We start from the raw sequence: 24,718 nt of genomic DNA on the forward strand, positions 1-24,718 counted from the left end.
CCGCTCGCGTTCTTGCGCGAGTGACTCGAGCGGAGGAAGATGACCACTGGAAGGAACTGCAGCGCGTCGCGGACGGACGCTGGTGAGATCTCGCAAGCATCGTGCCGATCCGCCATAAGCCCGGCTCAGCCAAGATGTCCTGCAACCGACTCCCCATGCCAAACTTCATAGGTCGGCTTGTTGGCCCCGTTCAGCGCCTCGATGCCGTCAGGTTGCGCTTTGGCGCATTCTGGCTCGAAACGACACGGCGGCAGCTTTTGAGCTTCCGCCGAACGGCGCGAACGGCCGATGTTGAAACGCAAAGCCGACCGGCTGGTTCGCGCAATACGAATGGCGGATTTCAGCGAGAGCCGGCACTCACGTCAATGACGCTGGATGTCTTGAGCTGGTCGGTCGCGGCGGTGCAGAACTGCGGCACACGCTTCTGAAAATTTCCGTGCCGCAATGAAACCGCATTCCGGCTATTCTTCCAGGAAGGCATTTTCCACGCTTGTGCTTCGAACCCGATTTACAGAAAGGGAGTGGGGCCACCCGCTAGGGCCAAATTTTTCGCTGCAGCGCAGTATTTCTCGCTGTTTCAATAGGTTGCAATCGCGTTTCGATTCCCTTCACCGCTCCATTTCGCGATCCCAAGGAATCCCATAGCCTTTTGTAAGTCGCGGTAATTTCGGCGTTGCGGGGCGCGTACTCATCGCCCGTTCTTCCCCACAGGATGTCATCACCCAGGCGCCTGCGAAGGCCGGGTCCGCAGGAGGCTTCAGCGCTTGCGCCCCCTCCCCGCTGGATCGTGAGGATCAGCCGAACAGGGAGGGCGATCGCTGCGGCGGCTTCCTCGGGCTGGGCGGGCGATGCCGACGCGAACATCGAGGCGCGATCGACGTTCGATCACAGCCACCCGAGTGCGCGGAAGCTGACGACGTGATCGCTGCCGATCACCAAATGGTCGAGCAGGCGAACATCCACCGGATCCAGTGCCACGAGCAGCCGCCGGGTCGTCGCGCGGTCGGCCGCGCTCGGCTGCGGATCGCCACTCGGATGATTATGCGCCATCACCACGCCGGCGGCGTCGAAGGCCAGCGCGTCCGCCACCACCTGCCGCACCGGGACATCGACAGCATCCACCTCGCCGCCGTGCATGTGCCGCATGCCGAGCAGGCGGCCATCGCGCGCCAGATAGGCGAAGGCGGCGATTTCGCTGCGTGCTTCTGCCAGGCCGCCAAACAGCGCACGCGCGGCGCCGAAGTCCAGGATATACGGTTCCGGAGAAACAACCGACATGTCCCGGCTTGCCACCCCGTGCCGCCAACGCGAACCGCAACCCGATCCAGTTCGGTTCTCCGAAACGGCGCGAAGCCGGATGACTCGCGCGGCGCTGCCCGCTAGGTTCCGGACGATGCACCAGTATCTCGACCTGATGGCCCGCGCACTGAACGACGGCGTGGAGGTGATGGACCGCACCGGCACCGGCACGCGCAGCGTGTTCGGCGCGCAGATGCGCTTCGACCTGCGCAAGGGCTTCCCGCTGCTGACCACCAAGAAGCTCCACCTCCGCTCGATCCTGATCGAGCTTTTGTGGTTCCTACGCGGCGACACCAATGTCCGCTGGCTGCAGGAGCGCAAGGTCAGCATCTGGGACGAATGGGCCGATGAGAACGGCGATCTCGGCCCGGTCTACGGCAAGCAGTGGCGCGACTGGGAGGCCACCGATGGCCGCCACATCGACCAGATCGCCGAGCTGATCGAGACGCTGAAGACCAATCCCGCCTCACGCCGGATGGTGGTCTCCGCCTGGAACCCGGGCGAGCTGGGCGCGATGGCGCTGGCGCCGTGCCATTGCCTGTTCCAATGCCATGTCGCCAACGGCCGGCTGAGCCTGCAGCTCTACCAGCGCTCGGCCGACATCTTCCTCGGCGTGCCGTTCAACATCGCCAGCTATGCGCTTCTCTCCCATCTGCTCGCGCAGCAGGCGGGGCTCGAGGTCGGCGACTTCATTTGGACCGGCGGCGACTGCCACCTCTATCTCAACCATCTCGAGCAGGCGCAGGAACAGCTCCGCCGCACGCCCGGCCCGCTGCCGCGGCTGGAGATCCTCCGCAAGGCGCCGTCGATCGACGCCTATGAATATGAGGATTTCGCGATCCACGACTATGTCGCGCAGCCGCACATCAAGGCACCCGTCGCGGTATGATCAGCTTCCACCTCGCGCGCGCGGACAATGGCGTGATCGGCCGCGACGGCCAGCTGCCCTGGCGGCTGCCTGCTGACCTGAAGCGTTTCAAGGCGCAGACGGTGGGCCGGCCGATGATCATGGGCCGCAAAACCTTCGAGTCCTTCCCCGCCCCCCTGCCCGGCCGGCGCCACATTGTCCTGACCCGCGATACTGGCTGGCAGGCAGAGGGCGCAGAGGTGGCGCATGACGTGGAGCAGGCGTTGGCGCTGGCAGGCGAGGACGTGGCGGTGATCGGCGGCGCGGAGGTTTTCGCGCTGTTCCTGGATCGGGCCGATCGGATCGAGCTGACCGAGGTGCACCTCGAAGCCGGGGGCGACGCGCATGTCCCTGCCTTCGCCCCCGCGGATTGGGAGGAAACCGCACGCGAGCCGCATCCGGCGGACGGCGACCGCCCCGCCTATGACTTCGTGACGCTCCTCCGGCGGCGATGAAGCGCCCGATCCTGATCGGCGTCGCGGCGGTACTGGCCATCGCGGCGTTCGGCTTTTTCGGGATCGCCCCGGCGGCGGTGGAGGCGGGCATGAACCGCGTCGTGCCGGTGTCCCTCCCCCATGTCACGCCGCAGACCCGCGCGCTGCATACCAGCCTCGCCATCGCCGACATGCATGCCGATACGCTGCTCTGGCGGCGCAACCTGCTCGATCGCGCCAATCGCGGCCAAGTCGACCTGCCGCGGCTGCAGGCGGGCAATGTCGCGCTCCAGGTCTTCTCCTCGGTCACCAAGACGCCGCGGCACCAGAATTATGATGCCAATGGCGCGGACAGCGACAACATCACGCTGCTCGCCATCGCCCAGTTGCAGCCGCCCCGCACCTGGGGATCGCTGCTCCAGCGCTCGCTCTGGCATGCGGAGAAGCTGGAGCGCGCGGCGGCGGCCTCGAACGGCGCGCTGCGCGTGATCCGCACCCCCGCCGAGCTCGACCGGTTGCTCGCGGATCGCGCCGCTGGGCACAAGGTGACCGGCGGGTTGCTCTCGATCGAGGGGCTCCAGGACCTGGAGGGCAACCCCGCCAATCTCGATCGCCTCTACGCGGCCGGGTTCCGCATGGCCGGGTTCGCGCATTTCTTCGACAACGCAGCGGCGGGCTCGATGCATGGGCAGGCCAAAGGCGGGCTGACGCCGCTCGGCCGGCAGGTGCTGCGGCGGATGGAGGTGCTGGGCATGGTGGTCGACGTCGCCCATGCCAGCCATGCGGCGGTGGCGGACATCCTCGCCATGGCGCGGCGGCCGGTGGTCTCCAGCCATGGCGGCGTGCAGGCGACGTGCAAGGTCAACCGCAACCTCACCGACGACGAGATCCGCGGCATCGCCCGCACCGGCGGGGTTGTCGGGATCGGCTATTGGGAGGCCGCGGTCTGCTCGACCAGCCCCAAGGCAGTCGCGGCGGCGATCGCGCATGTCCGCGATCTGGTGGGGATTGATCATGTCGGGCTGGGCTCGGACTTCGACGGTGCGGTGACCACGGGGTTCGATGCGTCGCAGCTGGTGGTGGTCACCCAGGCGCTGGTCGATCGCGGATTTTCCGAGCAGGAGATCGCCAAGGTGATGGGCGGGAATGTATTGCGCGTGCTGCGGGCGGGGATGAAGAGCTCTTAGCCCCTCCTACTTCGAAGAGGGGCTTAAGTGTTTGCGCGCTCCCCCACCCCATTGGCATCGCCCCGGCCAATCCCTATAGCCACGCCATGCAGCGGCTGGACGGCGGCTCGGCGGTTCCGCCTCCTCTCCGGGGCGCGATCGTCGCGCTCGGGAATTTCGATGGCTTCCATCTTGGGCACCAGGCGGTGGTCGGCCGCGCGGTAGCGCGTGCGCGTGCCGAGGGGCGCCCGGCGATCGTCGCCACCTTCGACCCGCATCCGCGCCGCTTCTTCCAGCCCGACGCCCCGCCCTTCCGGCTGACCACGCTCGACCAGCGCGAGCGCCTGTTCGCCGCCGCGGGCGCCGACGGCATGCTGGTCTTCCACTTCGACGCCACCCTTGCCCGCCTTACCGCGCGGCAGTTCGCCGAGCAGCTGGTCGACACGGTCGGTGCCGCCGGTGTGGTGACCGGCGAGGACTTCACCTTCGGCAAGGGCCGCGAGGGCAGTGTCGCGACGCTCGCCACGCTCGGCGAGGAGCTCGGTTTCGCCGCCGAGGCGGTGGGCGCGGTAGCACTGGACGGCCAGATCGTCTCGTCCAGTCGCATCCGCGACGATCTGAAGGCCGGCAACCCCCGCGGGGCGGCCACGCTGCTCACGCGGCCTTTCGTGATCGCAGCCGAGGTGGAAGCTGGCGCCAAGCTGGGGCGCCAGCTCGGCTACCCGACCGCCAACATGCGGCTCGGCAAATATCTTCGCCCGAAATACGGCATCTACGCCGTCCGCGGGCGCCTGCCCGACGGGCGCCTGCTGGACGGGGTGGCGAACCTGGGCATCCGCCCGAGCTTCGATCCCCCAATCGAACTGCTGGAGAGCTTCTTCTTCGATTTCAGCGGCGACCTGTACGGCCAGACGCTGGAAGTGGGGCTGATCGACTATCTGCGCCCCGAGGCCAAGTTCGACAGCCTGGAAGCGCTGACCGCCCAGATGGACGAGGATGCGGCGCGGGCGCGGGCATTACTGACGCCGGGCGGCTAAGGCGCCTTCCTTAGATCCCGCCGTCGACTGATTCGAAGCCGCGCGCTTCCAGTCCATCGGCGAGCACTGCGATGACCTGGTCGACGAGCGTCGAATCTGTTGCGCGCACCACGAAATTCGCGCCGACGCACCCTTCGCGGAAGAACGGGTAGCTGCCGATCGACACCCCCTCGTGCGCACGCTCGGTTTCGCCCAGCAGATCGGCGATCTCGCTCTCCGCCACCCAGCAGCCGATCGTGCGCGAGACGACCGGCAGGCCGCCCTCCAGCGTGCCGGTCAGCGCATCAAGCATGCCCGCGGCGATGTGCGGCACGCCCGCGAGGATGAAGATGTTGCCCCAGCGGATTCCCGGTGCGCCCGACATGCGGTTGACGATCAGCTCGGCGCCCTCCGGCACCCGCGCCATCCGCAGCCGCGCCTCGGTGAGCCCGCCCTTGCTGGCATAATAGTCGGCGAGCGCCGCGCGTGCACCGGCATGCACCACCACCGGCACCGACAGCGCCGCGGCGATGGCATCCACCGTGATGTCGTCATGGGTCGGCCCGATGCCGCCGGTCGTGAAGCAGTAATCGTTGCGGCCGCGCAGCGTGTTGACCGCCTCGACGATCGCCGCCTGCTGGTCGGGAACCACCCGCACCTCGGCGAGTCGGATGCCTTGCGCATTCAGCCAGGTTGCGAGCTGCGCGATATTCTTGTCCTGGGTGCGACCCGACAGGATTTCGTCGCCGATCACCACCAGGGCGGCGGTCCAGATCCGCGGCGCCATCAAAGGCCCTCCGCCCGCTTGCGCTCGGCCAGGGCGCGCATCCGGGCCAGCCGATCGGCCGGCAGGATCGCGGCCGGATCATAAGCGCCCTCGAACTGCGGCACGCCTTCGGGCAGCGTCACCCACGGCATGCGATCGGCGGTGTAGATGGCCGCGTCCGGCCGGATGCGCGCGGGTTCGTCCAGCGTCGCTACGCGCACGCCGGCACCCAGTCGACCCAGCCGCGGGTAGAAGCTCCACAGCGCCGTGCTGCACGTCGCGCAGCGGACGATCTCGTGCGGGCCGCCGGAGCCTGCCTTCACGACATGGCTGCTGGTCTCGCCCGCGAGCAGTTCCAGCTTCTCGCTTTCGATGAACAGGTTGACCACGCTGGTCGAGCCGGTCTGGCGCTGGCAGAGGGTGCAGTAGCAATTGTTGACCAGGATCGGATCGGCGGCAACGCGGTAGCGCACCTCGCCGCAGGCACATCCGCCTTCCAGCCACGCCGCGCTCGATTCCTGCATCCGCATTCCTCCCATGCCCCCTCGCCCTTTGCGCCCGGGGCGCCTATATCGCAAGCATGACCGAATATGTGAACGTGACGGCGGACATGCCGCAGGCGCGCAGCCATGCGATCAAGCTCCATGGCCCGGGAGGCTTCGAAGGCATGCGCAGGGCCGGCCGCCTCGCCGCCGAGATCCTCGATGCGCTGGTGCCGCACGTCGTCCCCGGCGTGACGACGCAGGAGCTGGACGACATCGTCCGCGCGATGACCGTGGCTGGCGGCGGCGTGCCCGCGACGCTCGGCTATCGCGGCTACACCCATAGCTGCTGCATCTCGATCAACCATGTCGTCTGCCACGGCATCCCCGGCGACCGCGTCCTCAAGGACGGCGACATCGTCAATATCGACGTGACCCCGCTGCTCGGCGGCTGGCACGGCGATACCAGCCGCATGTATCTCGTCGGTGACGTGCCGATCAAGGCGCGCCGGCTGGTCGACGTGACCTACGAGTGCCTGATGCTCGGCATCGAGCAGGCCAAGCCCGGCAACCATCTCGGCGACATCAGCCATGCGATCCAGCGCCATGCCGAGAAGCATCGGTACGGCGTGGTCCGCGATTTCTGCGGGCACGGCCTCGGCCAGGTGTTCCACGATGCGCCCGAGGTGGTGCATGTCGGCCGCCCCGGCACCGGCCCCGAGCTGCGCCCGGGCATGTTCTTCACGATCGAGCCGATGATCAATATCGGCCGCCCGGACGTGAAGCTGCTCGACGACGGCTGGACGGCGGTAACGCGCGACCGCTCGCTTTCGGCGCAGTTCGAGCATTCGATCGGCATCACCGAGACAGGCTGCGAGATCTTCACCACCAGCCCCAAGGGCCTGCATCAGCCGCCGTACTGAGGTCGGCTGACCCAGACCAAAACCTCGTCATTCCCGCGAAGGCGGGAATCCATTCGCCTGTGCGCCGGGGGCAAGAACCGCGGGTTCAGCGCCAATGGATCCCCGCCTTCGCGGGGATGACGGTGATAATGTGACGCGGGCGCGCCCAACTGCAAATGGCGCTCCGCAACAATCTTGCGCCCCCTCGCAACTTCCGCTATCCGCGCCGCCAGCATCAAGAGTCGGGCCGACGCCCGGCACCAACCTGCCCCGTGCAAGGTGGTGCCTCCATGACCAAGTGGAGGGATGTGGCCGAACCCGGCAACACGGTGTCCACGCCACATCTCCTGTCGTTGCCCCGCCTCCTGGAACAGGAAGAAGGCAGTAGAGCGTGACGACCGAAGCCCAGCAATTCGCCAGCGACAATTATGCCGGAATCTGCCCCGAGGCATGGGCAGCGATGGAAGCAGCCAACACGGGCCACGCCCCCGCTTATGGCGACGATCGCTGGACCCACACCGCCGCGGATGCCTTCCGCACGCTGTTCGATACCGATTGCGAAGTGTTCTTCGCGTTCAACGGCACGGCGGCCAATTCGCTGGCGCTGGCGGCCCTCTGCCAGTCCTATCACAGCGTGATCTGCTCGGCCGCCGCGCATGTCGAAACCGACGAATGCGGCGCGCCGGAATTCTTCTCCAATGGCTCCAAGCTGCTCGTCGCGCAGAGCGAGGACGGCAAGCTGACCCCGGCCGCAGTACGCGCGGTAGCGACCAGCCGCTCCGACATCCACTTCCCCAAGCCGCGCGTGGTGACGATCACCCAGCCGACCGAGACCGGCCAAGTCTATACGGTGGACGAAGTGAAGGCGCTTTCAGCCGTGTGCCGCGAGCTGGGCCTCAAGCTGCACATGGACGGCGCCCGCTTCGCCCATGCCGTGGCGACGCTGGGCTGCGATCCGGCCGACATTACCTGGCGCGCCGGTGTCGACGTGCTCTGCTTCGGCGGCACCAAGAACGGCATGGCGGTGGGCGAAGCGGTCCTCTTCTTCGATCGCGCGCTGGCGCAGGACTTCGACTATCGCTGCAAACAGGCCGGGCAGCTCGCCTCCAAGATGCGGTTCCTGGCGGCGCCCTGGGTTGGGATGCTGGAGAATGGTGCCTGGCTGCGCAATGCACGCCACGCCAATGGCTGTGCGCAGCGTCTGGCAGGGCAGATCGACGGGCTTCCGGGTATCGAGCTGATGTTCCCGGTGGAAGCCAACGGCGTCTTCGTTCGCGCGCCCGAACCGGTGCTGGAAGGCCTGCGCGCGCGCGGCTGGCGCTTCTACACCTTCATCGGCGGCGGCGCGCGGTTCATGTTCGCCTGGGATGCCGATCCGGCGCGGGTGGACGAACTGGCGGCGGACATCCGCGCCGTGAGCGGGACGACGGCGCTGGCGGCCTGAGTGTTTCCTCCTTCGGAGCGCAGCTCCGGGGGAGAGGACCATTTGCGAAGCAAATGGCGGAGGGGGTTTGCCGGCGGCGGAGGGAATTCTCCCTCCACCACCGCCTTCAGCGACGGTCCCCTCCCCCGCTTCGCGGTGGAGGAGACGCTAGTGGGTGAATTAGACCTCAGCCGACGAAGGCGCGCTCGATCACGAAATCGCCGGGTGCGTTGTTCGAGCCTTCCTTGAAGCCCTTGCCTTCGAGCAGCGTGGCGAAGTCGCGGATCATGTCCATCGATCCGCACAGCATCACGCGGTCGGTTTCCGGGTGCAGCACCGGATCGCCCGGCACGCCTTCGAACAGCTTGCCGTTCTCGAGCAGCGCGCCGATCCGCTCGCTGGTATGAAACGGCTCGCGGGTGACGGTCGGCACATAGTGGAACTGGTGTGCGGCCTGCTCACCGATCAAGGGATCGTCGGCCAGCTTGGCGGCGAGCTCGTCATGATAGGCGAGATCGCTCACCCGGCGCACGCTGTGCACCGCGATCACCTGCTCGAACCGCTCATAGATCTCGGGGTCGCGCGCCACGCTGAGGAACGGCGCCAGGCCCGTACCGGTGGAAAGCAGGAACAGCCGGCGGCCCGGCAGCAGCGCATCGGCCACCAGCGTGCCGGTCGACTTCTTGCCGAGATAGATGTCGTCGCCCGGCACGATCTTCTGCAGCTTCGAGGTCAGCGGACCGTCCTGCACCTTGATCGAGAGGAATTCGAGCTCTTCCGCCCAAGAGGGGCTGGCGACCGAATAGGCGCGCATCAGCGGCTTGCCGCCCTCGCCTTCCAGCCCGATCATCACGAACTCGCCGGAGCGGAAGCGGAAGCTGGCCGGCCGCTCGATCGCGAAGCTGAACAGGTGCTCGTTCCAGTGGCGGACCCACAGCACCTTGGCGGTGGCGAAGGCGGGATGTTCGGGAAGCAGCGCGGGCGCGCGCGTGTCGACGGTCATGAAAGCGGGTCCTCGTAACGCTCTGGTCGGCCCGGCCGCCCGCATGGCGGTACCGGGATTGAAATAAATGAAGGCGGCCCTCTGCCACCAGAAGCCGCCCGCGTCCAGAAAGTAGCGCTTCGGGCCGCTAAACGCCGTGTGCGAAGGGCGCGCCGGTCGTCCAGTGCCGCAGCAGCGCCATGGTATCCTCGGCGGTCAGCGTCTCGCCATTCGTCTCGATCCAGCAGTCGCCGCGCTGCTCCGGCTGCACCGCGGAAAGGCCATGCGCCAGCAGCACCAGCGAGCCCCGCGCCACCACCACCGAGCGCGCGCTCGCCGACGCGACGCCATCGACGATCCGCCGTCGCAGCTCGGCTGGCGCATTCATCGGCGGCGACCGCATCGAAGCTTCCCTTGTCCAGCGCGTGATCGTTTGCCGGTTAACGTTCACGGGCAGCTTCAGCCGCAAATATGCGAAGATTTCATGGGGGAATGTCGTAAACCTGTCATCAAACACTAATCGCTCGTTTACCGCCGTGCCCTACCGAGGCGGCGATGCTCGACATGCCCGCCCATCTCCGCTTCCTCTTCGCGTGGCTTACCGAGGCCGAACGCGCGCCGCCCTGGCTGACGCTGGAAACCCCGCTCGGCGAGGCGGTGCGCTGCTTCCAGGATGATCCGACGCTGCGGCTCCTGCCGGTGCTCGACGCCCGGCACCGGCCGCTGGGCGCGGTGTTCGAAAAGGACGTGCGCCGGCTGCTGCTCAACCCTTATGGTCATGCGCTGCTGCGCAACCCCGCCTATGGGCGGCGGCTGGAATCGATGGTGCGGCCCTGCCCCGTCGCCGATTATGCCCAGTCGGCACGCGCGCTGGTCGACGCCTATTCGGCCGCCGACGGGCAGGAAGGCATGATCCTCACCCGCGGGGGGGAGCTGTTCGCCGCGATCAGTAACCGCCGCATCATCCAGCTCGCCGCCGAGGACCGCGTTCGCGAGGCCGCCGAGCAGACCGCCCGCGCCCGCCGTATCGAAACCGCGAGCGAGCGGATCGAGGCCGAAGTCGGCGCGATGGCCGGGCAGTTGCGTGATCTCGCCGGCACACTGCGCGCAGGTGCCGCCGCCACCGTCGAGCGCGCGAGCGCCAACAGCGCCTCGGCCACCGCGCTCGCCGCCGCGGTTGCGCAGAGCCACGACAATCTCGCCGCAATCGCGCGGGAATCGGAAGCGCTGGCCGCCACGCTCGATGCGATCGGCCGCGACACGGTTACGGCGCGTGCTTCGGCAGCCGAAGCTGTCGCACTGGTCGACGACAGTCGGCTGGGAACGGCGGAGCTGGACGCCTTCGCCCAGAATGTCGGCGCGGTCACCGCCACGATCGGTGAAATCGCCGGGCAGGTGAACCTGCTCGCGCTCAACGCCGCGATCGAGGCGGCGCGCGCGGGCGAGGCCGGGCGCGGCTTCACCGTGGTGGCGAACGAGATCAAGGCGCTGGCGGGCCAGGTCCGCCACGCCGCGCAGAGCGTCGGCACCAAGGTCGCCGGCATCCGAGCGGTGGTGGACCGCGTCACCACCAACCATGCACGGGTCGAGCAGGCAATCACGGGCATTGCGGGCCTCTCCTCCAGCATCGAAGCTGCGGTGCGCGACCAGCACCACGCGACCCACAACATCGCCCGCAACGTCAATGAGAGCGTGTGCGGAACGCGCGGTGTGCAGGCGGATATCGAACAGGTCCGCGCCGCCGCACAGGCGGCATCGGGCAATGCCAGTGCGATCGCCGATCTCTCGACCGGCCTGCGCACCAAGGCCGAAGCGCTATCCGACGGGATCGACCGGTTCCTCGCCGAGGTCCGCGCGGCCTGATCTGCCGCGCGATTGGGCAGGCGTTGCCTGATTATCAGGCAAATTCCTGCGCCGAAATCCGTTCGGCGCGTGGGGACACGCTGGCTATTCCCGTTCTGGCATGCAGGTTGCTAAACACCCAGGAATCATTCCTGTCGCGGCCCGAAACCGCTGCCTGGGGGACCATGTGAAAAAGATCGAAGCCATCATCAAGCCGTTCAAGCTGGATGAAGTGAAGGAGGCGCTGCACGAAGTGGGCGTCTCGGGGATCACCGTCACCGAAGCCAAGGGCTTCGGCCGCCAGAAGGGCCATACCGAGCTCTATCGCGGCGCCGAGTATGTCGTGGACTTCCTCCCCAAGGTGAAGCTGGAAGTGGTGGTGGAAGACACGCTGGCCGAGCGCGTCGTGGAAGCGATCGCCGCAGCCGCGCAGACCGGCCGGATCGGCGATGGCAAGATCTTCGTGATCCCGGTCGAGACCGCGCTGCGCATCCGCACGGGTGAGCGCAACGAAAACGCCGTTTGACGAAGGTTCAAGCGACGGCGATGAGGCCGGCGCACGAGCAATTTTATTGCCCGATTCGTCGGGCAGACGAAAGAGAGCGAAAGGGCAACTACGATGGCGAATTCGGCCAGTGACATCCTGAAGATGGTGAAGGACCAGGAGATCGAGTGGATCGACCTGCGCTTCACCGACCCCAAGGGCAAGTGGCAGCACCTGACCATGGTCGCGTCGATCCTGGGGGAGGACGAGCTGACCGACGGACTGATGTTCGACGGTTCGTCGATCGAGGGCTGGAAGGCGATCAACGAGTCCGACATGATCCTGAAGCCGGATCTGGACGCGGTGTGGATCGATCCGTTCTCGGCCACCCCGATGCTGATCCTGGTGTGCGACATCGTGGAGCCCTCGACCGGCGAGCTCTATGCCCGCGACCCGCGCTCGACCGCAAAGCGCGCCGAGGCGTATCTGAAGACCACCGGCATCGGCGACACCATCTATGTCGGCCCCGAAGCCGAATTCTTCATGTTCGACGACGTGCGCTTCGAGAACAGCTACTCGACCAGCTACTACAAGATCGACGACATCGAGCTGCCGGGCAATTCGGGCCGCGAATATGAAGCCGGCAACCTCGGCCACCGTCCGCGCGCCAAGGGCGGCTATTTCCCCGTCGCGCCGGTCGACAGCGCCGTCGACATCCGCGGCGAAATGGTTTCGACCATGCTGGAGATGGGCCTGCCCTGCGACAAGCACCACCACGAAGTCGCCGCCGCGCAGCACGAGCTGGGCCTGACCTTCGGCACGCTGGTGACCACCGCCGATCGCATGCAGATCTACAAGTATGTCGTGCACCAGGTCGCCCAGGCCTATGGCAAGACCGCGACCTTCATGCCGAAGCCGATCAAGGAAGATAACGGCTCGGGCATGCACACCCACATGTCGATCTGGGAGAAGGGCAATCCGCTGTTCGCCGGCAACGGTTATGCGGGTCTGTCGGACACCTGCCTCTACTTCATCGGCGGCGTGATCAAGCACGCCAAGGCGCTCAACGCCTTCACCAACCCGTCGACCAACAGCTACAAGCGCCTGGTCCCGGGCTATGAGGCGCCGGTGCTGCTCGCCTATTCGAGCCGCAACCGTTCGGCTTCGTGCCGCATCCCGTACGGTACCGGCAGCAAGGCGAAGCGCGTCGAGTTCCGCTTCCCGGACGCGCTGGCCAACCCGTATCTCTGCTATTCGGCGCTGCTGATGGCGGGCCTGGACGGCATCCAGAACAAGATCCATCCGGGCGACCCGATGGACAAGAACCTGTACGATCTGCCCCCGGCCGAGCTGGCCGAAGTGCCGACCGTGTGCGGTTCGCTCCGCGAGGCGCTGGACAGCCTGGAAGCCGATTTCGACTTCCTGCTGAAGGGCGACGTGTTCTCGAAGGACCAGATCGAGGCCTATATCGAGATCAAGCGCGCCGACGTGGCCCGTTGGGAAATGACCCCGAGCCCGGTCGAGTACGACATGTACTATTCGAGCTGATCCTTCCGCGATCCGCTGAAGAAGGGGCGTCCGGAGCGATCCGGGCGCCTTTTCTTTTGGCACCACGCAGGTGCCGGGAAGCGATTGAGCGCGCCCCGTCACCGTGCTAGCCAGCTACATCACCCAGAAGGACTCCGCCTCCATGCGTCTTCCGCGTCTCGCAGCGCTGCTGCTCGGCACTTCCCTGCTCGCTTCCCCCGCCCTCGCCCAGACCGCCGACAAAGCCAAGTACGGCCCATGGGGCGTCGATCTCGCGACGATGGATCGAACCGTGAAGCCGGGCGATGACTTCTACGCCTATGCGCTGGGCAGCTGGCTGCGCGACGCGCCGATCGCGCCCGACAAGGCGCGGATCGGCTACAACTACGACCTCCCCGACGAGACCGAAGTCGAGGTGCGCAAGCTGATCGAGGATGCCGGCGCCGCGCCCAGCGATCCGGTGCTCCGCCAGGTCGCGACCTACTACCATGCCTATATGGACGAGGCCGGGATCGAGGCGCGCGGCACCGCGCCGCTGAAGCCCTATCTCGCTCGCATCGACGCGGTGCAGGACCGCCGGGCGCTGGAGCTGCTGATGGCCGATCACGGCTATGCCAGCCCGATCGGCATCGGCATCTCGGCCGACGAGAAGGATCCGACCCGCTACACGGTGATGGCCGGTCAGGCCGGACTCGGCCTGCCGACCCGCGATTATTATCTGCTGCCCGGCGAGAAGTACGAGACGATCCGCAAGGCGTACCGCGCCTATATCGTCAAGATCCAGCAGCTGGCCGACATCCCCGACGCCGAAGCCAAGGCCGATGCGATCCTCGCGCTCGAGACCAGCCTCGCCAAGGACCAGTGGACGCCCGAGGCGCGCCGCGACCCGCAGAAGACCTACAACCCGATGGACCGCGCCCAGCTCGCCAAGCTGGCACCCGAGTTCGACTGGGACGCCGTGCTCGCGCATCAAGGCCTGGGCAAGATGCCGACCGTCGTCGTGCGCGAGACGACCGCCGTCACCGCGGCCGCCAAGCGGCTCGGCGACGTGCCGCTCGCCACCTGGAAGGACTGGCTGCGCTTCCGCTTCATCAGCGATCATGCCGCGGTGCTGCCCAAGGCGTTCGATGCCGCACAGTTCGATTTCTACGGCCATACCCTGCGCGACGTGCAGGCGCAGTCGGAGCGCTGGAAGCGCGGCGTCCGCGTCGTCAACGGCGCGCTGGGCGAGGCGATCGGCAAGATCTATGCCGAGCGCCACTGGGGACCGGCGGCGGAAGCGCTGTCGAAGGAGCTGGTCGAGGATCTGCGCGCATCCTATGCGGACAAGATCAAGGCTGCCGCCTGGATGGACGCGCCGACCCGCAAGGAAGCGCTTGCCAAGCTCGCCGCCTTCGATCCGCGCATCGGCCATCCGGACAAGTATATCGATTATGCGTCGATGCCGGTCAGCGCGACCGATCCGCTGGCCAACGATCTCGCCTCGGATGAATTCGAGTGGAAGCTGCAGCTGTCGCGGCTCGGCAAGCCGGTCGATCGCACCTTGTGGGACATGACCCCGCAGACGGTGAACGCCTATTACGATCCGGTGATGAACCAGGTGACCTTCCCGGCCGCGCAGCTCCAGCCGCCCTTCTTCGATCCCGCCGCCGATCCGGCGGTGAACTATGGCGAGACGGGTGCCACGATCGGCCACGAAATGGGTCATGGCTTCGACGACGAGGGCCGCCAGTTCGACGCCGGCGGCAAGCTGCGCGACTGGTGGACGGCGCAGTCGGCCGAGCGCTACACCGCGCACGCCCAGGCGCTGGTAAAGCAGTTCGACGCCTATGAGCCGATCCCCGGCGTGCACATCAAGGGCCAGCTGACCCTAGGCGAGAACCTGGCCGATCTCGGCGGGCTCGAAGTCGCCTATGCCGCTTATCGCCGCTATGTCGCCCGCCACGGCGAACCCAAGGTGCTGGACGGCCTGACCGGCGACCAGCGCTTCTTCCTTGCCTATGCCGCCAGCTGGCAGGGCAAGGCACGCGAAGGCGCCGTGCGGGCGCAGCTGCTGTCCGATCCGCACAGCCCGGACAAGTACCGCGTCAACGGCATCGTCCGGAACATGGACGCGTGGTACAAGGCGTTTGGCGTGAAGCCGGGCGACGCGCTGTACCTCGCCCCCGAAGCGCGCGTGCACGTCTGGTAAACGGCAGCCGGGGGCAGTCTGCCCCCGGCCTCACCCGGCGCGATAGGCGAATATCCCGGCGGGCTTGGTGACGCCGGTTTCGGTAACGTCGTAGCGCGCCAACAGCGTCAGCCGATCGACCGGCAGCGGCGACCGCCACGGATCGCCGACCAGCACCGCCACGCCCGCGGCCACGCAGCGATCGAGGAAGGCGGTGACCCGCGCCGCCACCTCCGGCGCGTAGAACACGTCGCCGACGAGCAGCAGATCGGCGTGGGGCGCCGGGCCGCCGGTGACGTCCCCGACGATTTCTGCCATCGACACGTCGTTCAGCGCGGCATTGAGCCCGATCGCAACGCGAGCGTCGGGATCCTCCTCCGAAGCCGTGACCCGCGCCGCTCCGCCGCGCGCAGCGGCGATCCCGACCAGCCCCGACCCCGCGCCGAGATCGACCACACGGCGCCCTGCGACCTGCGCCGGATGGTCCAGCACGTACCGCGCGAGCGCCAGCCCACCGCCCCACCAATAAGCCCAATAGGGTGCCGCATCGCCCAGCCGGCCGACACCGCTCGCGGGCCCTGCCTTGTGCAGCCGCAGCTCCGGCACGCCCGGAACCGGCACGACCGGCAGATGCTCCCGGATGAACGCGGCGACGTGCGCGTCCGCGCTCACAGCGCGCGCCCGAGCCAGGCGACCCGTCCGATCAGCTGAAAACGCCCCGCACGCGCCAGCCGCACCGGATAGGCCGGATTGTCGCTCACCAGCTCCACGCCCCCCACCGCCGGCCGCAGCCGCTTGACCAGCAGCTCGCCCTCTACCCGCAGCACGAAGATGCTGCGGGGATCGATCCGGCAGCGATCGCGATCGACCAGAATCTCGTCGCTGTCGTTCAGCGTCGGCGCCATCGAATCGCCCGCTACGCGCACCATCGAGGCCGCCTCCGGGCGAACGCCGAGCTGGCGCAGCAGCAACGGCGGAAAGGCGAAGGGCGCCTGAAGCGTCTCGTCTTCCGCCCAGCCACCCGGCCCCGCCGACGCGCCCAGGTCAATCCGCGGCACCGTCACCAGCGCCGCCTGCGGCCGGCCGCCCAGCAGCGTCTCGTCGACACCCAGATATTCGGCCAGCCGCGCCCGGTCGCGCTCGGGCAGTTCACGCGGCGAACCGCGCATCAGATATTGCTGCAGATAGGCCGGGTTGCGGCCGAGCACGCGCGACAACGTGGCAAGACGCACTCCCTTGGCGGCCACCAGCTTCGCAAAATTCGCCCGTTGAACATCGGCTTCCATACCCTCTTTCCTACACATAGGATTTTTCCTAGGCAAGACTCAGATGAGAACATATCGTGATCATCCGAGTCGAAGGAGGAGGACATGGGTGTCCTTGCAAGGGGAAATCGAAGCGTTCCTGGAACAGACGCAGATGCCGGCGACGCGGTTCGGGCGCTTGGCGGCGCACGATCCGCGACTGGTCGGCGATCTGCGGCAGGGCCGCGTACCGGGACCGGAGCTGACGGCGCGGCTGCGCGCCTTCCTCGCCGCCCCGCCGGCCTGGAAGCCCGGGCGGCGCGGCGGCGCGACGTCGGCGCGCGACTCGAACGCGCGCTGATCGCCGCCGCGGCGGCGGAAGGCTGTGTGCTGCGGATCATCGAGGCAAGCTGGGTGCCGTGGGCGAGCATCACGTTCAGCGGTGCCCGGCATCGATTGCGGCTGGCGCTGGACGAGAGCGTCGTGGCCCATGCCTGGTTCGTCGCATTACCCGAGCTGGAGCTGCCGCTCGGCGGTCATCTCCTCGCCGATCTGCACGTAGCGACGCTGGAGACGGCCGACGGGGTGCTGCACGCCGCGATCGAGGCGCTTACCGTCGAGGAGTGCTGACGCGCCGCTCAGGCTTGGCGGGCGAGACTGCGCAGTGCGGCGAGTGCGTCGTCCAGCCCGCGATCGGTCCGCACGCGTCCGCGCCCTTGGGACGCCTGGTTGCGGCGGACCACGCCCCGCTCCAGCCGTTCGAGAAGGGCGTGCACCGTGGCGTCAGTTTCGGGGCGCACCAGCCGGTCGCCGGGGTCGCGGCTCGCCGGCGTCCGCAGCGCGGCGCTCGCGGCGCGCTCGCGACGCGGCGGAACAGGGGGTGGCAGCGGCACCGCCGGGATCGCCTTGGGGTCGAACGCGGCGAGCGGCTGATCGAGATCGGCGGGCAAATCGCGTTCGGCAGCGGCGGTTTCCTGCTCCACCGGTACTTTCGGCAGCGCCCAGGCGGGCATGTCGAGGTCGTGGCTAGCCCGCAGCGGCGGGCGCGGCCGCGCGTCGGGATGGGCATCGGCGCGGCGGATAATCGGCGCCGGCAGGTCATCCAGATCAATCGGCGCGGCGGCGACGGGAGTGCGTCGCGTGAACCAGTGTGCGGCCAGCGCTCCCGCACCCGCCCCGATCGTGCCGGCGGCGACCGCAAACAAAAACGTGAAAACGCTGCCGGACGGAGCGGGCGTGCCGATCGCCTCGACCGTCAGTAGATTCAGGTCCGCCGCCGGCAGGGCGGCCACGGCCAGAGCCGATACGCCGCCCAGCAAGAGGGCGGCAAAGGGGACGAGCGGCACCTTCATGCGTTCACCCGATACGTGTGCGACCACGTGGTTCTCATGCCATCTTTATGGCAAGGTTTTCATACAAACCGTCATAGACGGCAATATTTACAAACCAGTTGCGCTCGGCCTCGATATACGCGCGGGCCCGTATTTTGCGCACATCCCATTGATCGCGCATACAAAATAGATTTTCAAGCGCCTTTGCCAGCGCCGCCGGGTCATCGGCGGGAAACAAGGTGCCGGTGACGCCGTCCTCGATCAGCTCGCGGTGCCCGCCCACGTCCGACGCCGCGACCAGCCGCTGCTGCGCCATTGCTTCCAACGGCTTGAGCGGGGTGACGAGGTCGGTGAGCCGCATCTTCTTGCGCGGATAGACCAGCACATCGATCAGGCTGTAGTAGCGCTCGACCGCCTCGTGGGGCACGCGGCCGAGGAAATGGATGCGGTCAGCGACGGGGGACGCCGCCGCCTGGGCGCGCAAGGCCGGCTCGGCCGGGCCGCCGCCGATGAGCAGCAACTGCATCGCCGGGCGTGCCGCAACGAGCGCAGGCATCGCGGCGATCAGCACGTCGAGCCCCTCATAGTCGTAGAAGCTGCCGATGAAGCCGATCGTCTCTGCCCCCGACAGTTCCAGTTGCGCAGCAAGCGCGGCATCCTGCGGCACGGGCTCGCCGAACAGGTCCATATCGACGCCGTTGGGCGAGACCGCGATCTTGGCCGGGTCGATGCCCCGCGCGATCAGGTCACCGCGCAACCCCTCGCAGATCACCGCCACCGCATCGGCCTGGCGGACGGCGTGCGTCTCCAGCGCCTTGGTCACGCGGTAGCGCAGGCTCCCCTCCCGCCCGGTGCCGTTGCCGACGGCGGCATCCTCCCAGAAAGCGCGGATCTCGTAGAGCAGGGGCACCCCGCTCCAGCGCCGCACCCGCAGCCCGGCCAGGGCGCAGAGCACCGGCGAGTGCGCATGGAGCACGTCGGGGCGAAAGTTTTTCACCACCTGGTGAATGCGCTGCGCAAAGGCGTCGATCTCGCGCCATTCGCTCAAGCCGGGCAGCTTGGCTGCGACCGGACCGGTGCGGAAGAAGCGCAGGCCGTCGACGATCTCCTCGCCGGCGGGCGCGGGCCCGTGCCGCGGGCCGGTGACCGCCGCCACGTCCCAGCCGCGGGCCAGCTCGGCCTTCAGGATCGCCCGGGTGCGAAACGCATAGCCGCTGTGGAGCGGCAGGCCATGATCCAGAAGATGGAGGACTCGCATGCCCGCCTGCATGCCACGGCGCGCTTAACGGCACGTCAACTGCGCCTGCGCTAGGGAGGACGCGGAAGGAACGGCCCGCCCGATGATCGACAATCTCTCGCTCGCGCTCACCCATGGGCTGATGCTGCTCGCGGCCTTCCTGCTGCTCCGCCGGCCCGATCTCGATCGCGAGGACGCCGCGCTTAGGGAAAAGACGCACAGACGCTGGGGCAAGCGCGGTGCGTGACTATGTCTTCGTCCTGTTCCTGGCGGCACTGTTCGGCAGCGGCTTTCGCAAGCCGTTCCTGTTCGTGCTGGTCTATGCCTATATCGACATCGTCGCGCCGCAGCGGCTGACCTATCTGCTGCTCAACGCCCTACCGATCTCGGCGATGGCGGCGGCGCTGGCGCTGGGCGGCTTCCTGCTGTTCGACGACAAGCGCGACGTGCGCGTGGCGCCGCGCCAGCTGCTGATCGTCGCGCTGATCGGCTATTGCTGGTTCACCACGCTCCACGCCGACTTTCCGGTCGAGGCCAAGGACAAATGGGACTGGGCGTGGAAGGCGCTGGCCTTCGCCGCCTTCCTGCCGCTCACCCTGCGCACGCGGCTGCGCATCGAGGCGCTGCTGCTGTTCATGGTGCTGTCGGCCAGCTCGATCATCATCGTCGGCGCGATCAAGACCATCCTTTCGGGGGGCGGCTATGGCGAGCTGAACTTGATGGTCTCGAACAATTCGGGGCTGTACGAGGGCAGCACCATCTCGACGGTCGCGATCGCGATCCTGCCGCTGATCCTGTGGTTCACCCGCCACGGCACGATCTTCGCGCCCGACTGGCGGATGAAGGCCTTCGCCTATGCGCTGTGCTTCGCCTGCCTGCTCATCCCGATCGGCACCTCGACCCGCACCGGACTGCTGTGCATCGGGCTGGTCGCGCTGCTGATGCTGCGGGACAGCCAGAAGAAGCTGCTCTATCTCGGCTGCGTGGCGGCGATGGGCCTGGCCGCCCTGCCCTTCCTGCCTTCCGCCTTCACCGAGCGGATGGGGACGATCAAGACCTATCAGGGCGACGCCTCCGCCTCCACCCGCCTCGCCGTGTGGCAATGGACGATGGACTATGCCCGCGAGCACCCGCTGGGAGGCGGGTTCGAAGCCTATCGCCAGAACCAGATCCGCTACGAGAAGGTGGCGGTGGAGGACCAGGGCGGCGTGGCGGTGGTCGACCGCTCGCTGGAGGTCGACAAGGCGCGGGCCTATCACAGCGCCTATTTCGAGATGCTCGGCGAACAGGGCTATCCTGGGCTCGCGATGTGGCTGCTTATCAACCTGGCAGGGCTGCTCCGCATGGAGGTACTGCGCCGCCGCTACGCGCGGGCCGAGGGGGGTGAGGCCTGGATCGCGCCGCTCGCCGCTGCGCTGCAGAACGGCCATATCGTGTACCTGCTCGGCGCGGCGTTCGTGGCAATCGCCTTCCAGCCCTTCATCTACATGCTAATCGGCGCGCAGATCGGGCTCGACACCTATTGCGCCCGCAAGCGCGCGGCGGCGGACTGGCGGCCGCTGCGCAAGGCGCGCCCCGCCGCCGCATGAGCGGGCGGGCAGAGCTGCGTGCGCTTACCTCGGCGCGCGGAGTCGCGGCGTGGTGGGTGGTGCTCTACCACCTGCGCGGCGCGCTCGCGGCCCTGCCCACGGCAGTTGAGGCCGTCCTCGCCAAGGGCTATCTCGCGGTCGACTTCTTCTTCCTGCTGTCCGGCTTTGTGCTGGCGCTCAGCCATGGCGAGCGATTGCGTGCCGCTGGGCTGGCGGCGGTGCCCGACTTCCTGCGCCGACGGATCGCGCGGATTTGGCCGCTGCACGCGGTCATGCTCGGCGTTGCGGTCCTGCTGCTGGTCGTACTGCGCGCCAGCGCCCGAGCGGCGCCGGAATTTCCCCTGGCCGCGCTGCCGGCCCATCTGCTGCTCGTCCAGGCGTGGGGGTTCGCCGAACCGCTGCGCTGGAACGATCCCGCATGGTCGATCTCGTGCGAGCTGGCGGCCTATCTGCTGTTCCCGCTCTGGGCGATGGCGATCGACTGGCACCGCCGGGCCACGCCCGCCCTTCTGCGCGCGATCGGGGCACTGCTGCTGACGCTAGGCGCGGCGTTCGCACTGCGGGGTGCCGATACATTGGGGCAGGATATCCCGCATCTCGGCGTCGTACGCTGCCTGCTGGAGTTTGCGACCGGCACGCTCGTCCATGCCCTTTGGCAGCGATGGCGAGAACGCCGCGCCGTCCTTGCCAGCTTCAGCATCGCCGCACTGTTCGGCATCGCGTGGCGGCTGGGCGCACCGGAAGCGCTGAGTGTTCCTGCAGCCCTAGCCGCGCTGCTGTTGGGACTGGCGCTGACCGCCGGCCGCCCGGGCAATCCGCTCGAAGGCACGCTGCTCCACCGCCTCGGCGAGATCAGCTACGCGACCTATCTCAGCCACTTCCTGCTGTGGTTCGCCTTCAAGCTCGCCTTTGTCCGCACCGCGACCATCGGCTGGCCGCTCGCGGCATTGTACTTGGCGCTGGTCCTCGCCGCGTCGGTGGCGCTCCACCGCTGGGTGGAGCGCCCCGCGCAGCGCTGGATCAACCGCCTCGGGTTCAGGCCGGGGCGGTCACGTCTTCCAGCGCGGCGATCACCGCGCGGTTGAACGCGGGAATGTCGTCGGGCTTGCGGCTGGTGATCAGGTTGCCGTCGGTGACGACTTCCTGATCCACCACATCGGCACCCGCGTTGGCGAGATCGGTGCGGATCGACGGCCAGCTGGTCAGCCGGCGCCCGGCGACCACATCGGCCTCGGCGAGCAGCCACGGCGCATGGCAGATCGCCGCGACCAGCCGCTTCGAATCCATGAAAGTGCGCGCGATCTCGACCGCCTTCTCGTTCATCCGCAGCTTGTCCGGATTGCCGACGCCGCCCGGCAACACCAGCGCGTCGAACTGATCGAGCTCGACCTGGTCGAGCGTCGTGTCCGGCGTGATGCTCTTGCCCTTCTCGCCGCCGCTTTCGCCGGTGATCGGGTCGGTCTTGATCGAGGCGAGCGTCACCTGCGCGCCGGCGTCGAGCAGCGCCTGACGCGGCTCGAACAGCTCCGATTCCTCGAAACCGTCGGTGGCGAGCATCAGCACGCGCGCATTCTGCAGATTGGCCATGGGGCATCCTTTCCCGTTTCGGAAGATGCCGGGCCAACCCGGAGCCCCTGCCCCTTGTTCCGGAACGAATTGTTGCTGCGGCGCATTTGCCTAGGCTCTGCCCCAAGGAACCGCGATGGACAGCGCCGACATCGTCTATGTCGAAGACCAGGCCCCCGGCATCACCCGGCGCAAGATGCGCCACGGCTGGGGCTATTTCGACGCGGACGGCAATCGCATCACCGACCGCGACGAAATCGACCGGCTGAACGCGATCGGCCTGCCGCCCGCCTATGAGAATGCGTGGTTCTGCCCGGACCCGAACGGTCACATCCAGGCGACCGGCTACGACGTGAAGGGCCGCAAGCAGTATCGCTACCACACCGGCTTCCGCGAGGCGCAGGAGGCGGCGAAATATGATCGCTGCGGCATGTTCGGCGAACGCCTGCCCCGCCTGCGCCGCAAGGTGGAGGCCGATCTGCGTCTGCGCGGCCTTTGCAAGGACAAGGCGGTGGCCGCGGTGGTCCGGCTGCTCGACCTCGGCTCGATCCGCGTCGGCAACGAGACCTATGCGCAGGAGAACAAGAGCTTCGGCGCCACCACGCTGCGCAAGCGCCATGTGAAGGTCGCCGGAGGTACCCTCAAGCTCCAGTTCCGCGCCAAATCCGGCAAGCTGCGGGTGATGACGGTGACCGACAAGTCGCTCAGCCGCTTCGTCAAGCGCTGCCAGGACTTGCCCGGCCAGAACCTGTTCCGCTGGATCGACGATTCCGGCGAGGCGCACCCCGTCACCTCCAGCGACGTCAACGCCTATATCCGCGAGGCGATGGGCGAGCATTTCAGCGCCAAGCATTTTCGCACCTGGGGGGCGAGCGTGATCGCCTTCCGCACGCTGGCGCAGGCCGAGGACTATGTCGGCCTGAAGACGCTGCTGGAACCGGTCACCGAGGCGCTGGGCAACACCCCCGCCATCGCCCGCAAATCCTATGTCCATCCGCGGCTGATCGAGCTGGCGCGCGACAAGCCGGGGCAGGCGCTGTTCCGCGCCGGCTTGCGCCTGCCCCGTACGACGCAGTACCTCGACCGCTACGAACGCGGCCTGATCGTCTTCCTGGAGACCGATCCGGCCGAACAGCCCGTCAAGGCAGCCTGACGAGACCCGATGCTGATCACCGCCCGCACCAAGCCCACCCATTTCGAAAGCCAACTCAAGGCATTCATCGGCGACACGCCGGACTGGATCGCCGACCATTGGCTGAGCATCCTCGTCGCCACCGGCATCGCGATCGGCATCGCGCTGTTCCTCCACACGCTGCGCTCCTGGGGGATGCGGCTGTGTCGGAACAGCGACGGCAATGGCGCCAACTGGTACACGATCTTCGGCCGCACGATCGCACGTACCAACAACTTCTTCATCGTAATGACGGCGATCCGGCTGGTGGTGAACGTGGCGGAGACCCCGCCGCTGCTCGACAAGACGATCACCTTCCTGTTCACCATCGCGGTGACCTTCCAGGTCGCGATCTGGATCCGCGAGGTGATCTTCGGGCTGATCGAGCACCGCACCCGCAGCGACAATCCCAGCGAGAGTCTGGCGAGCGCCGTCGGCATCATCCGGCTGCTCATCTCGATCGCGCTGTTCGCCATCGCGCTGGTGATGGTGCTCGGCAATGTCGGGGTGAACGTGACCGGCCTGATCGCCGGTCTGGGCGTCGGCGGCATCGCCATCGGTCTTGCCGCGCAAGGCATCTTCGGCGACCTGATCGCGGCGCTCTCAATCCTGTTCACCCGCCCCTTCCGCGTCGGCGACAACATCAAGTTCGACCAGACCAGCGGCACGGTGGCCGAAATCGGCCTCAAATCGACCCGCGTCCGGTCGTTCGACGGCGAGATGCACATCATCTCGAACCGCCAGCTGCTCGACAAGGAACTGCAGAACCTCACCGATCGCACGCGCATCCGGCTGCCGTTCAAGATCGGCGTGGCGTACGAGACGCCGCCGGAAAAGCTCGAGCGACTGCACGACATCTTCAAGGAGATCGTCGAGGCGAACGGCGCAACCGCGGTGCGCAACGGCTTTTCGGGCTTCGGCGCGAGCTCGCTCGACTATGAGCTGATCGCCGAGGTGGCGACCGGCAGCTGGGATGTCGGCCACCCGACCCGCGATCGCATCCTGATCGCGATCGTCCGCAAGCTGGCGGAAGAAGGCATCAGCATGCCCTACCCGACGCAGACCACCTACACCGCAGCCCCGGATGGCAAGATCATCATGCCCTATCCGGACGTGACGCCAGTGATGCGCGTGGACAAGGAAGAAGGCGAGCGCTGAGAAGGCGCCACGCCCTTTCAGC

At 67.5% G+C, this 24,718-nt stretch carries 27 protein-coding genes and 1 riboswitch; of the genes, 17 read left to right on the forward strand and 10 right to left on the reverse strand.

From position 1 onward, the window contains the following. Positions 1-885: 885 nt before the first annotated feature. Positions 886-1,278, reverse strand: coding sequence for a JAB domain-containing protein (locus QZ670_RS04095; RefSeq protein WP_294252520.1), 393 nt, complete (start codon positions 1,276-1,278; stop codon positions 886-888). 115 nt (positions 1,279-1,393) lie between these two features. Here QZ670_RS04095 and QZ670_RS04100 point away from each other — a divergent pair, with 115 nt between their 5' ends. The 4 genes from QZ670_RS04100 to QZ670_RS04115 all read left to right on the forward strand — a co-directional run bounded on the left by QZ670_RS04100 (position 1,394) and on the right by QZ670_RS04115 (position 4,843). Then, positions 1,394-2,188 (forward strand): thymidylate synthase, encoded by a 795-nt coding sequence (locus tag QZ670_RS04100; RefSeq protein ID WP_294252521.1) that lies wholly within the window; start codon positions 1,394-1,396, stop codon positions 2,186-2,188. Continuing rightward, a complete protein-coding gene (locus QZ670_RS04105; protein WP_294252522.1) occupies positions 2,185-2,661 on the forward strand; it encodes a dihydrofolate reductase in 477 nt (158 codons plus the stop codon). Before QZ670_RS04100 ends, QZ670_RS04105 begins: the two co-directional genes overlap by 4 nt. Next, entirely contained in the window at positions 2,658-3,827 is a 1,170-nt protein-coding gene (locus tag QZ670_RS04110) for a dipeptidase (RefSeq protein WP_294252523.1), read from the forward strand. Before QZ670_RS04105 ends, QZ670_RS04110 begins: the two co-directional genes overlap by 4 nt. An 86-nt stretch (positions 3,828-3,913) precedes the next feature. Further along, positions 3,914-4,843 (forward strand): bifunctional riboflavin kinase/FAD synthetase, encoded by a 930-nt coding sequence (locus QZ670_RS04115; RefSeq protein WP_294252524.1) that lies wholly within the window; start codon positions 3,914-3,916, stop codon positions 4,841-4,843. 10 nt (positions 4,844-4,853) lie between these two features. On the opposite strand, the gene QZ670_RS04120 is transcribed toward QZ670_RS04115, so the two are convergent. Beyond that, positions 4,854-5,609 (reverse strand): molybdopterin-binding protein, encoded by a 756-nt coding sequence (locus QZ670_RS04120; protein WP_294252525.1) that lies wholly within the window; start codon positions 5,607-5,609, stop codon positions 4,854-4,856. Next, on the reverse strand, positions 5,609-6,112 hold the full coding sequence (locus tag QZ670_RS04125; RefSeq protein ID WP_294252526.1) for a GFA family protein: 504 nt from the start codon (positions 6,110-6,112) through the stop codon (positions 5,609-5,611). The genes QZ670_RS04120 and QZ670_RS04125 overlap by 1 nt, the downstream gene beginning before the upstream one ends. 56 nt (positions 6,113-6,168) lie before the next feature. On the opposite strand from QZ670_RS04125, the gene map reads away from it, so the two are divergent. Together map and QZ670_RS04135 are read left to right on the forward strand one after the other, a co-directional pair. Further along, positions 6,169-6,993, forward strand: coding sequence for a type I methionyl aminopeptidase (gene map / locus QZ670_RS04130; protein ID WP_294252527.1), 825 nt, complete (start codon positions 6,169-6,171; stop codon positions 6,991-6,993). A gap of 206 nt (positions 6,994-7,199) precedes the next feature. Continuing rightward, positions 7,200-7,311: riboswitch (SAM-I-IV-variant riboswitch) on the forward strand. Between the two features lie 52 nt (positions 7,312-7,363). Then, positions 7,364-8,416 carry a low specificity L-threonine aldolase gene (locus tag QZ670_RS04135; protein ID WP_294252528.1) on the forward strand — a complete coding sequence of 351 codons (1,053 nt, stop codon included), beginning with the start codon at positions 7,364-7,366 and terminating at the stop codon, positions 8,414-8,416. Positions 8,417-8,582: 166 nt separating this feature from the next. Here the strand turns inward: QZ670_RS04135 and QZ670_RS04140 are convergent, their stop codons facing one another. Together QZ670_RS04140 and QZ670_RS04145 are read right to left on the reverse strand one after the other, a co-directional pair. Beyond that, positions 8,583-9,398, reverse strand: a complete 816-nt coding sequence (locus QZ670_RS04140; RefSeq protein ID WP_294252529.1) for a ferredoxin--NADP reductase — start codon at positions 9,396-9,398, stop codon at positions 8,583-8,585. Between the two features lie 127 nt (positions 9,399-9,525). After that, positions 9,526-9,780 (reverse strand): hypothetical protein, encoded by a 255-nt coding sequence (locus QZ670_RS04145; protein ID WP_294252530.1) that lies wholly within the window; start codon positions 9,778-9,780, stop codon positions 9,526-9,528. 152 nt (positions 9,781-9,932) lie between these two features. Here QZ670_RS04145 and QZ670_RS04150 point away from each other — a divergent pair, with 152 nt between their 5' ends. The 4 genes from QZ670_RS04150 (at position 9,933) to QZ670_RS04165 (ending at position 15,421) form a co-directional block, all read left to right on the forward strand. Further along, a complete protein-coding gene (locus QZ670_RS04150; RefSeq protein WP_294252531.1) occupies positions 9,933-11,240 on the forward strand; it encodes a methyl-accepting chemotaxis protein in 1,308 nt (435 codons plus the stop codon). Between the two features lie 166 nt (positions 11,241-11,406). Beyond that, positions 11,407-11,745 (forward strand): P-II family nitrogen regulator, encoded by a 339-nt coding sequence (locus tag QZ670_RS04155; protein WP_010544265.1) that lies wholly within the window; start codon positions 11,407-11,409, stop codon positions 11,743-11,745. A gap of 93 nt (positions 11,746-11,838) precedes the next feature. Beyond that, positions 11,839-13,251, forward strand: a complete 1,413-nt coding sequence (glnA, locus tag QZ670_RS04160; RefSeq protein WP_141986329.1) for a type I glutamate--ammonia ligase — start codon at positions 11,839-11,841, stop codon at positions 13,249-13,251. 142 nt (positions 13,252-13,393) lie between these two features. Further along, positions 13,394-15,421 carry a M13 family metallopeptidase gene (locus QZ670_RS04165; protein ID WP_294252532.1) on the forward strand — a complete coding sequence of 676 codons (2,028 nt, stop codon included), beginning with the start codon at positions 13,394-13,396 and terminating at the stop codon, positions 15,419-15,421. A gap of 30 nt (positions 15,422-15,451) precedes the next feature. Here the strand turns inward: QZ670_RS04165 and QZ670_RS04170 are convergent, their stop codons facing one another. Then, a complete protein-coding gene (locus QZ670_RS04170) occupies positions 15,452-16,072 on the reverse strand; it encodes a 50S ribosomal protein L11 methyltransferase (protein WP_294252533.1) in 621 nt (206 codons plus the stop codon). Further along, complete coding sequence (locus tag QZ670_RS04175) at positions 16,069-16,647, reverse strand: S24 family peptidase (protein WP_294252534.1); 579 nt, start codon at positions 16,645-16,647, stop codon at positions 16,069-16,071. Before QZ670_RS04175 ends, QZ670_RS04170 begins: the two co-directional genes overlap by 4 nt. A gap of 127 nt (positions 16,648-16,774) precedes the next feature. Between QZ670_RS04175 and QZ670_RS04180 the strand changes: the two genes are divergently transcribed. Continuing rightward, a complete protein-coding gene (locus QZ670_RS04180; RefSeq protein WP_365894604.1) occupies positions 16,775-17,005 on the forward strand; it encodes a hypothetical protein in 231 nt (76 codons plus the stop codon). A 26-nt stretch (positions 17,006-17,031) separates the two neighbouring features. Then, positions 17,032-17,274: a hypothetical protein gene (locus QZ670_RS04185; protein WP_294252535.1), complete on the forward strand. Its 243-nt coding sequence runs from the start codon at positions 17,032-17,034 to the stop codon at positions 17,272-17,274. Positions 17,275-17,282: 8 nt separating this feature from the next. Here QZ670_RS04185 and QZ670_RS04190 read toward each other — a convergent pair whose 3' ends face one another. Continuing rightward, positions 17,283-17,996, reverse strand: coding sequence for a hypothetical protein (locus QZ670_RS04190; protein ID WP_294252536.1), 714 nt, complete (start codon positions 17,994-17,996; stop codon positions 17,283-17,285). Between the two features lie 34 nt (positions 17,997-18,030). Further along, the gene (locus tag QZ670_RS04195) at positions 18,031-19,233 is read right to left on the reverse strand and encodes a TIGR04063 family PEP-CTERM/XrtA system glycosyltransferase (RefSeq protein ID WP_294252537.1); all 1,203 of its coding nucleotides are present in this window, start codon (positions 19,231-19,233) and stop codon (positions 18,031-18,033) included. 82 nt (positions 19,234-19,315) lie between these two features. On the opposite strand from QZ670_RS04195, the gene QZ670_RS04200 reads away from it, so the two are divergent. From QZ670_RS04200 to QZ670_RS04210, 3 genes are read left to right on the forward strand one after another with little or no spacing between them, the layout of a single operon-like run. Then, positions 19,316-19,459 carry a hypothetical protein gene (locus tag QZ670_RS04200; RefSeq protein ID WP_294252538.1) on the forward strand — a complete coding sequence of 48 codons (144 nt, stop codon included), beginning with the start codon at positions 19,316-19,318 and terminating at the stop codon, positions 19,457-19,459. Then, positions 19,452-20,801, forward strand: coding sequence for a putative O-glycosylation ligase, exosortase A system-associated (locus tag QZ670_RS04205; protein ID WP_294252539.1), 1,350 nt, complete (start codon positions 19,452-19,454; stop codon positions 20,799-20,801). The genes QZ670_RS04200 and QZ670_RS04205 overlap by 8 nt, the downstream gene beginning before the upstream one ends. Then, positions 20,798-21,886 carry an acyltransferase gene (locus QZ670_RS04210; protein WP_294252540.1) on the forward strand — a complete coding sequence of 363 codons (1,089 nt, stop codon included), beginning with the start codon at positions 20,798-20,800 and terminating at the stop codon, positions 21,884-21,886. Before QZ670_RS04205 ends, QZ670_RS04210 begins: the two co-directional genes overlap by 4 nt. Here QZ670_RS04210 and QZ670_RS04215 read toward each other — a convergent pair. After that, positions 21,837-22,388: a type 1 glutamine amidotransferase domain-containing protein gene (locus QZ670_RS04215; protein ID WP_294252541.1), complete on the reverse strand. Its 552-nt coding sequence runs from the start codon at positions 22,386-22,388 to the stop codon at positions 21,837-21,839. The two genes, QZ670_RS04210 and QZ670_RS04215, sit on opposite strands and share 50 nt — an antisense overlap. A 115-nt stretch (positions 22,389-22,503) precedes the next feature. On the opposite strand from QZ670_RS04215, the gene QZ670_RS04220 reads away from it, so the two are divergent. Then, positions 22,504-23,520 carry a DNA topoisomerase IB gene (locus QZ670_RS04220; protein WP_294252542.1) on the forward strand — a complete coding sequence of 339 codons (1,017 nt, stop codon included), beginning with the start codon at positions 22,504-22,506 and terminating at the stop codon, positions 23,518-23,520. 9 nt (positions 23,521-23,529) lie between these two features. After that, a complete protein-coding gene (locus QZ670_RS04225) occupies positions 23,530-24,696 on the forward strand; it encodes a mechanosensitive ion channel family protein (protein WP_294252543.1) in 1,167 nt (388 codons plus the stop codon). The last annotated feature ends 22 nt before the right edge of the window (positions 24,697-24,718 follow it).

Origin of the sequence: uncultured Sphingomonas sp. (assembly GCF_913774285.1) — a bacterium.
Lineage (GTDB): Bacteria > Pseudomonadota > Alphaproteobacteria > Sphingomonadales > Sphingomonadaceae > Sphingomonas.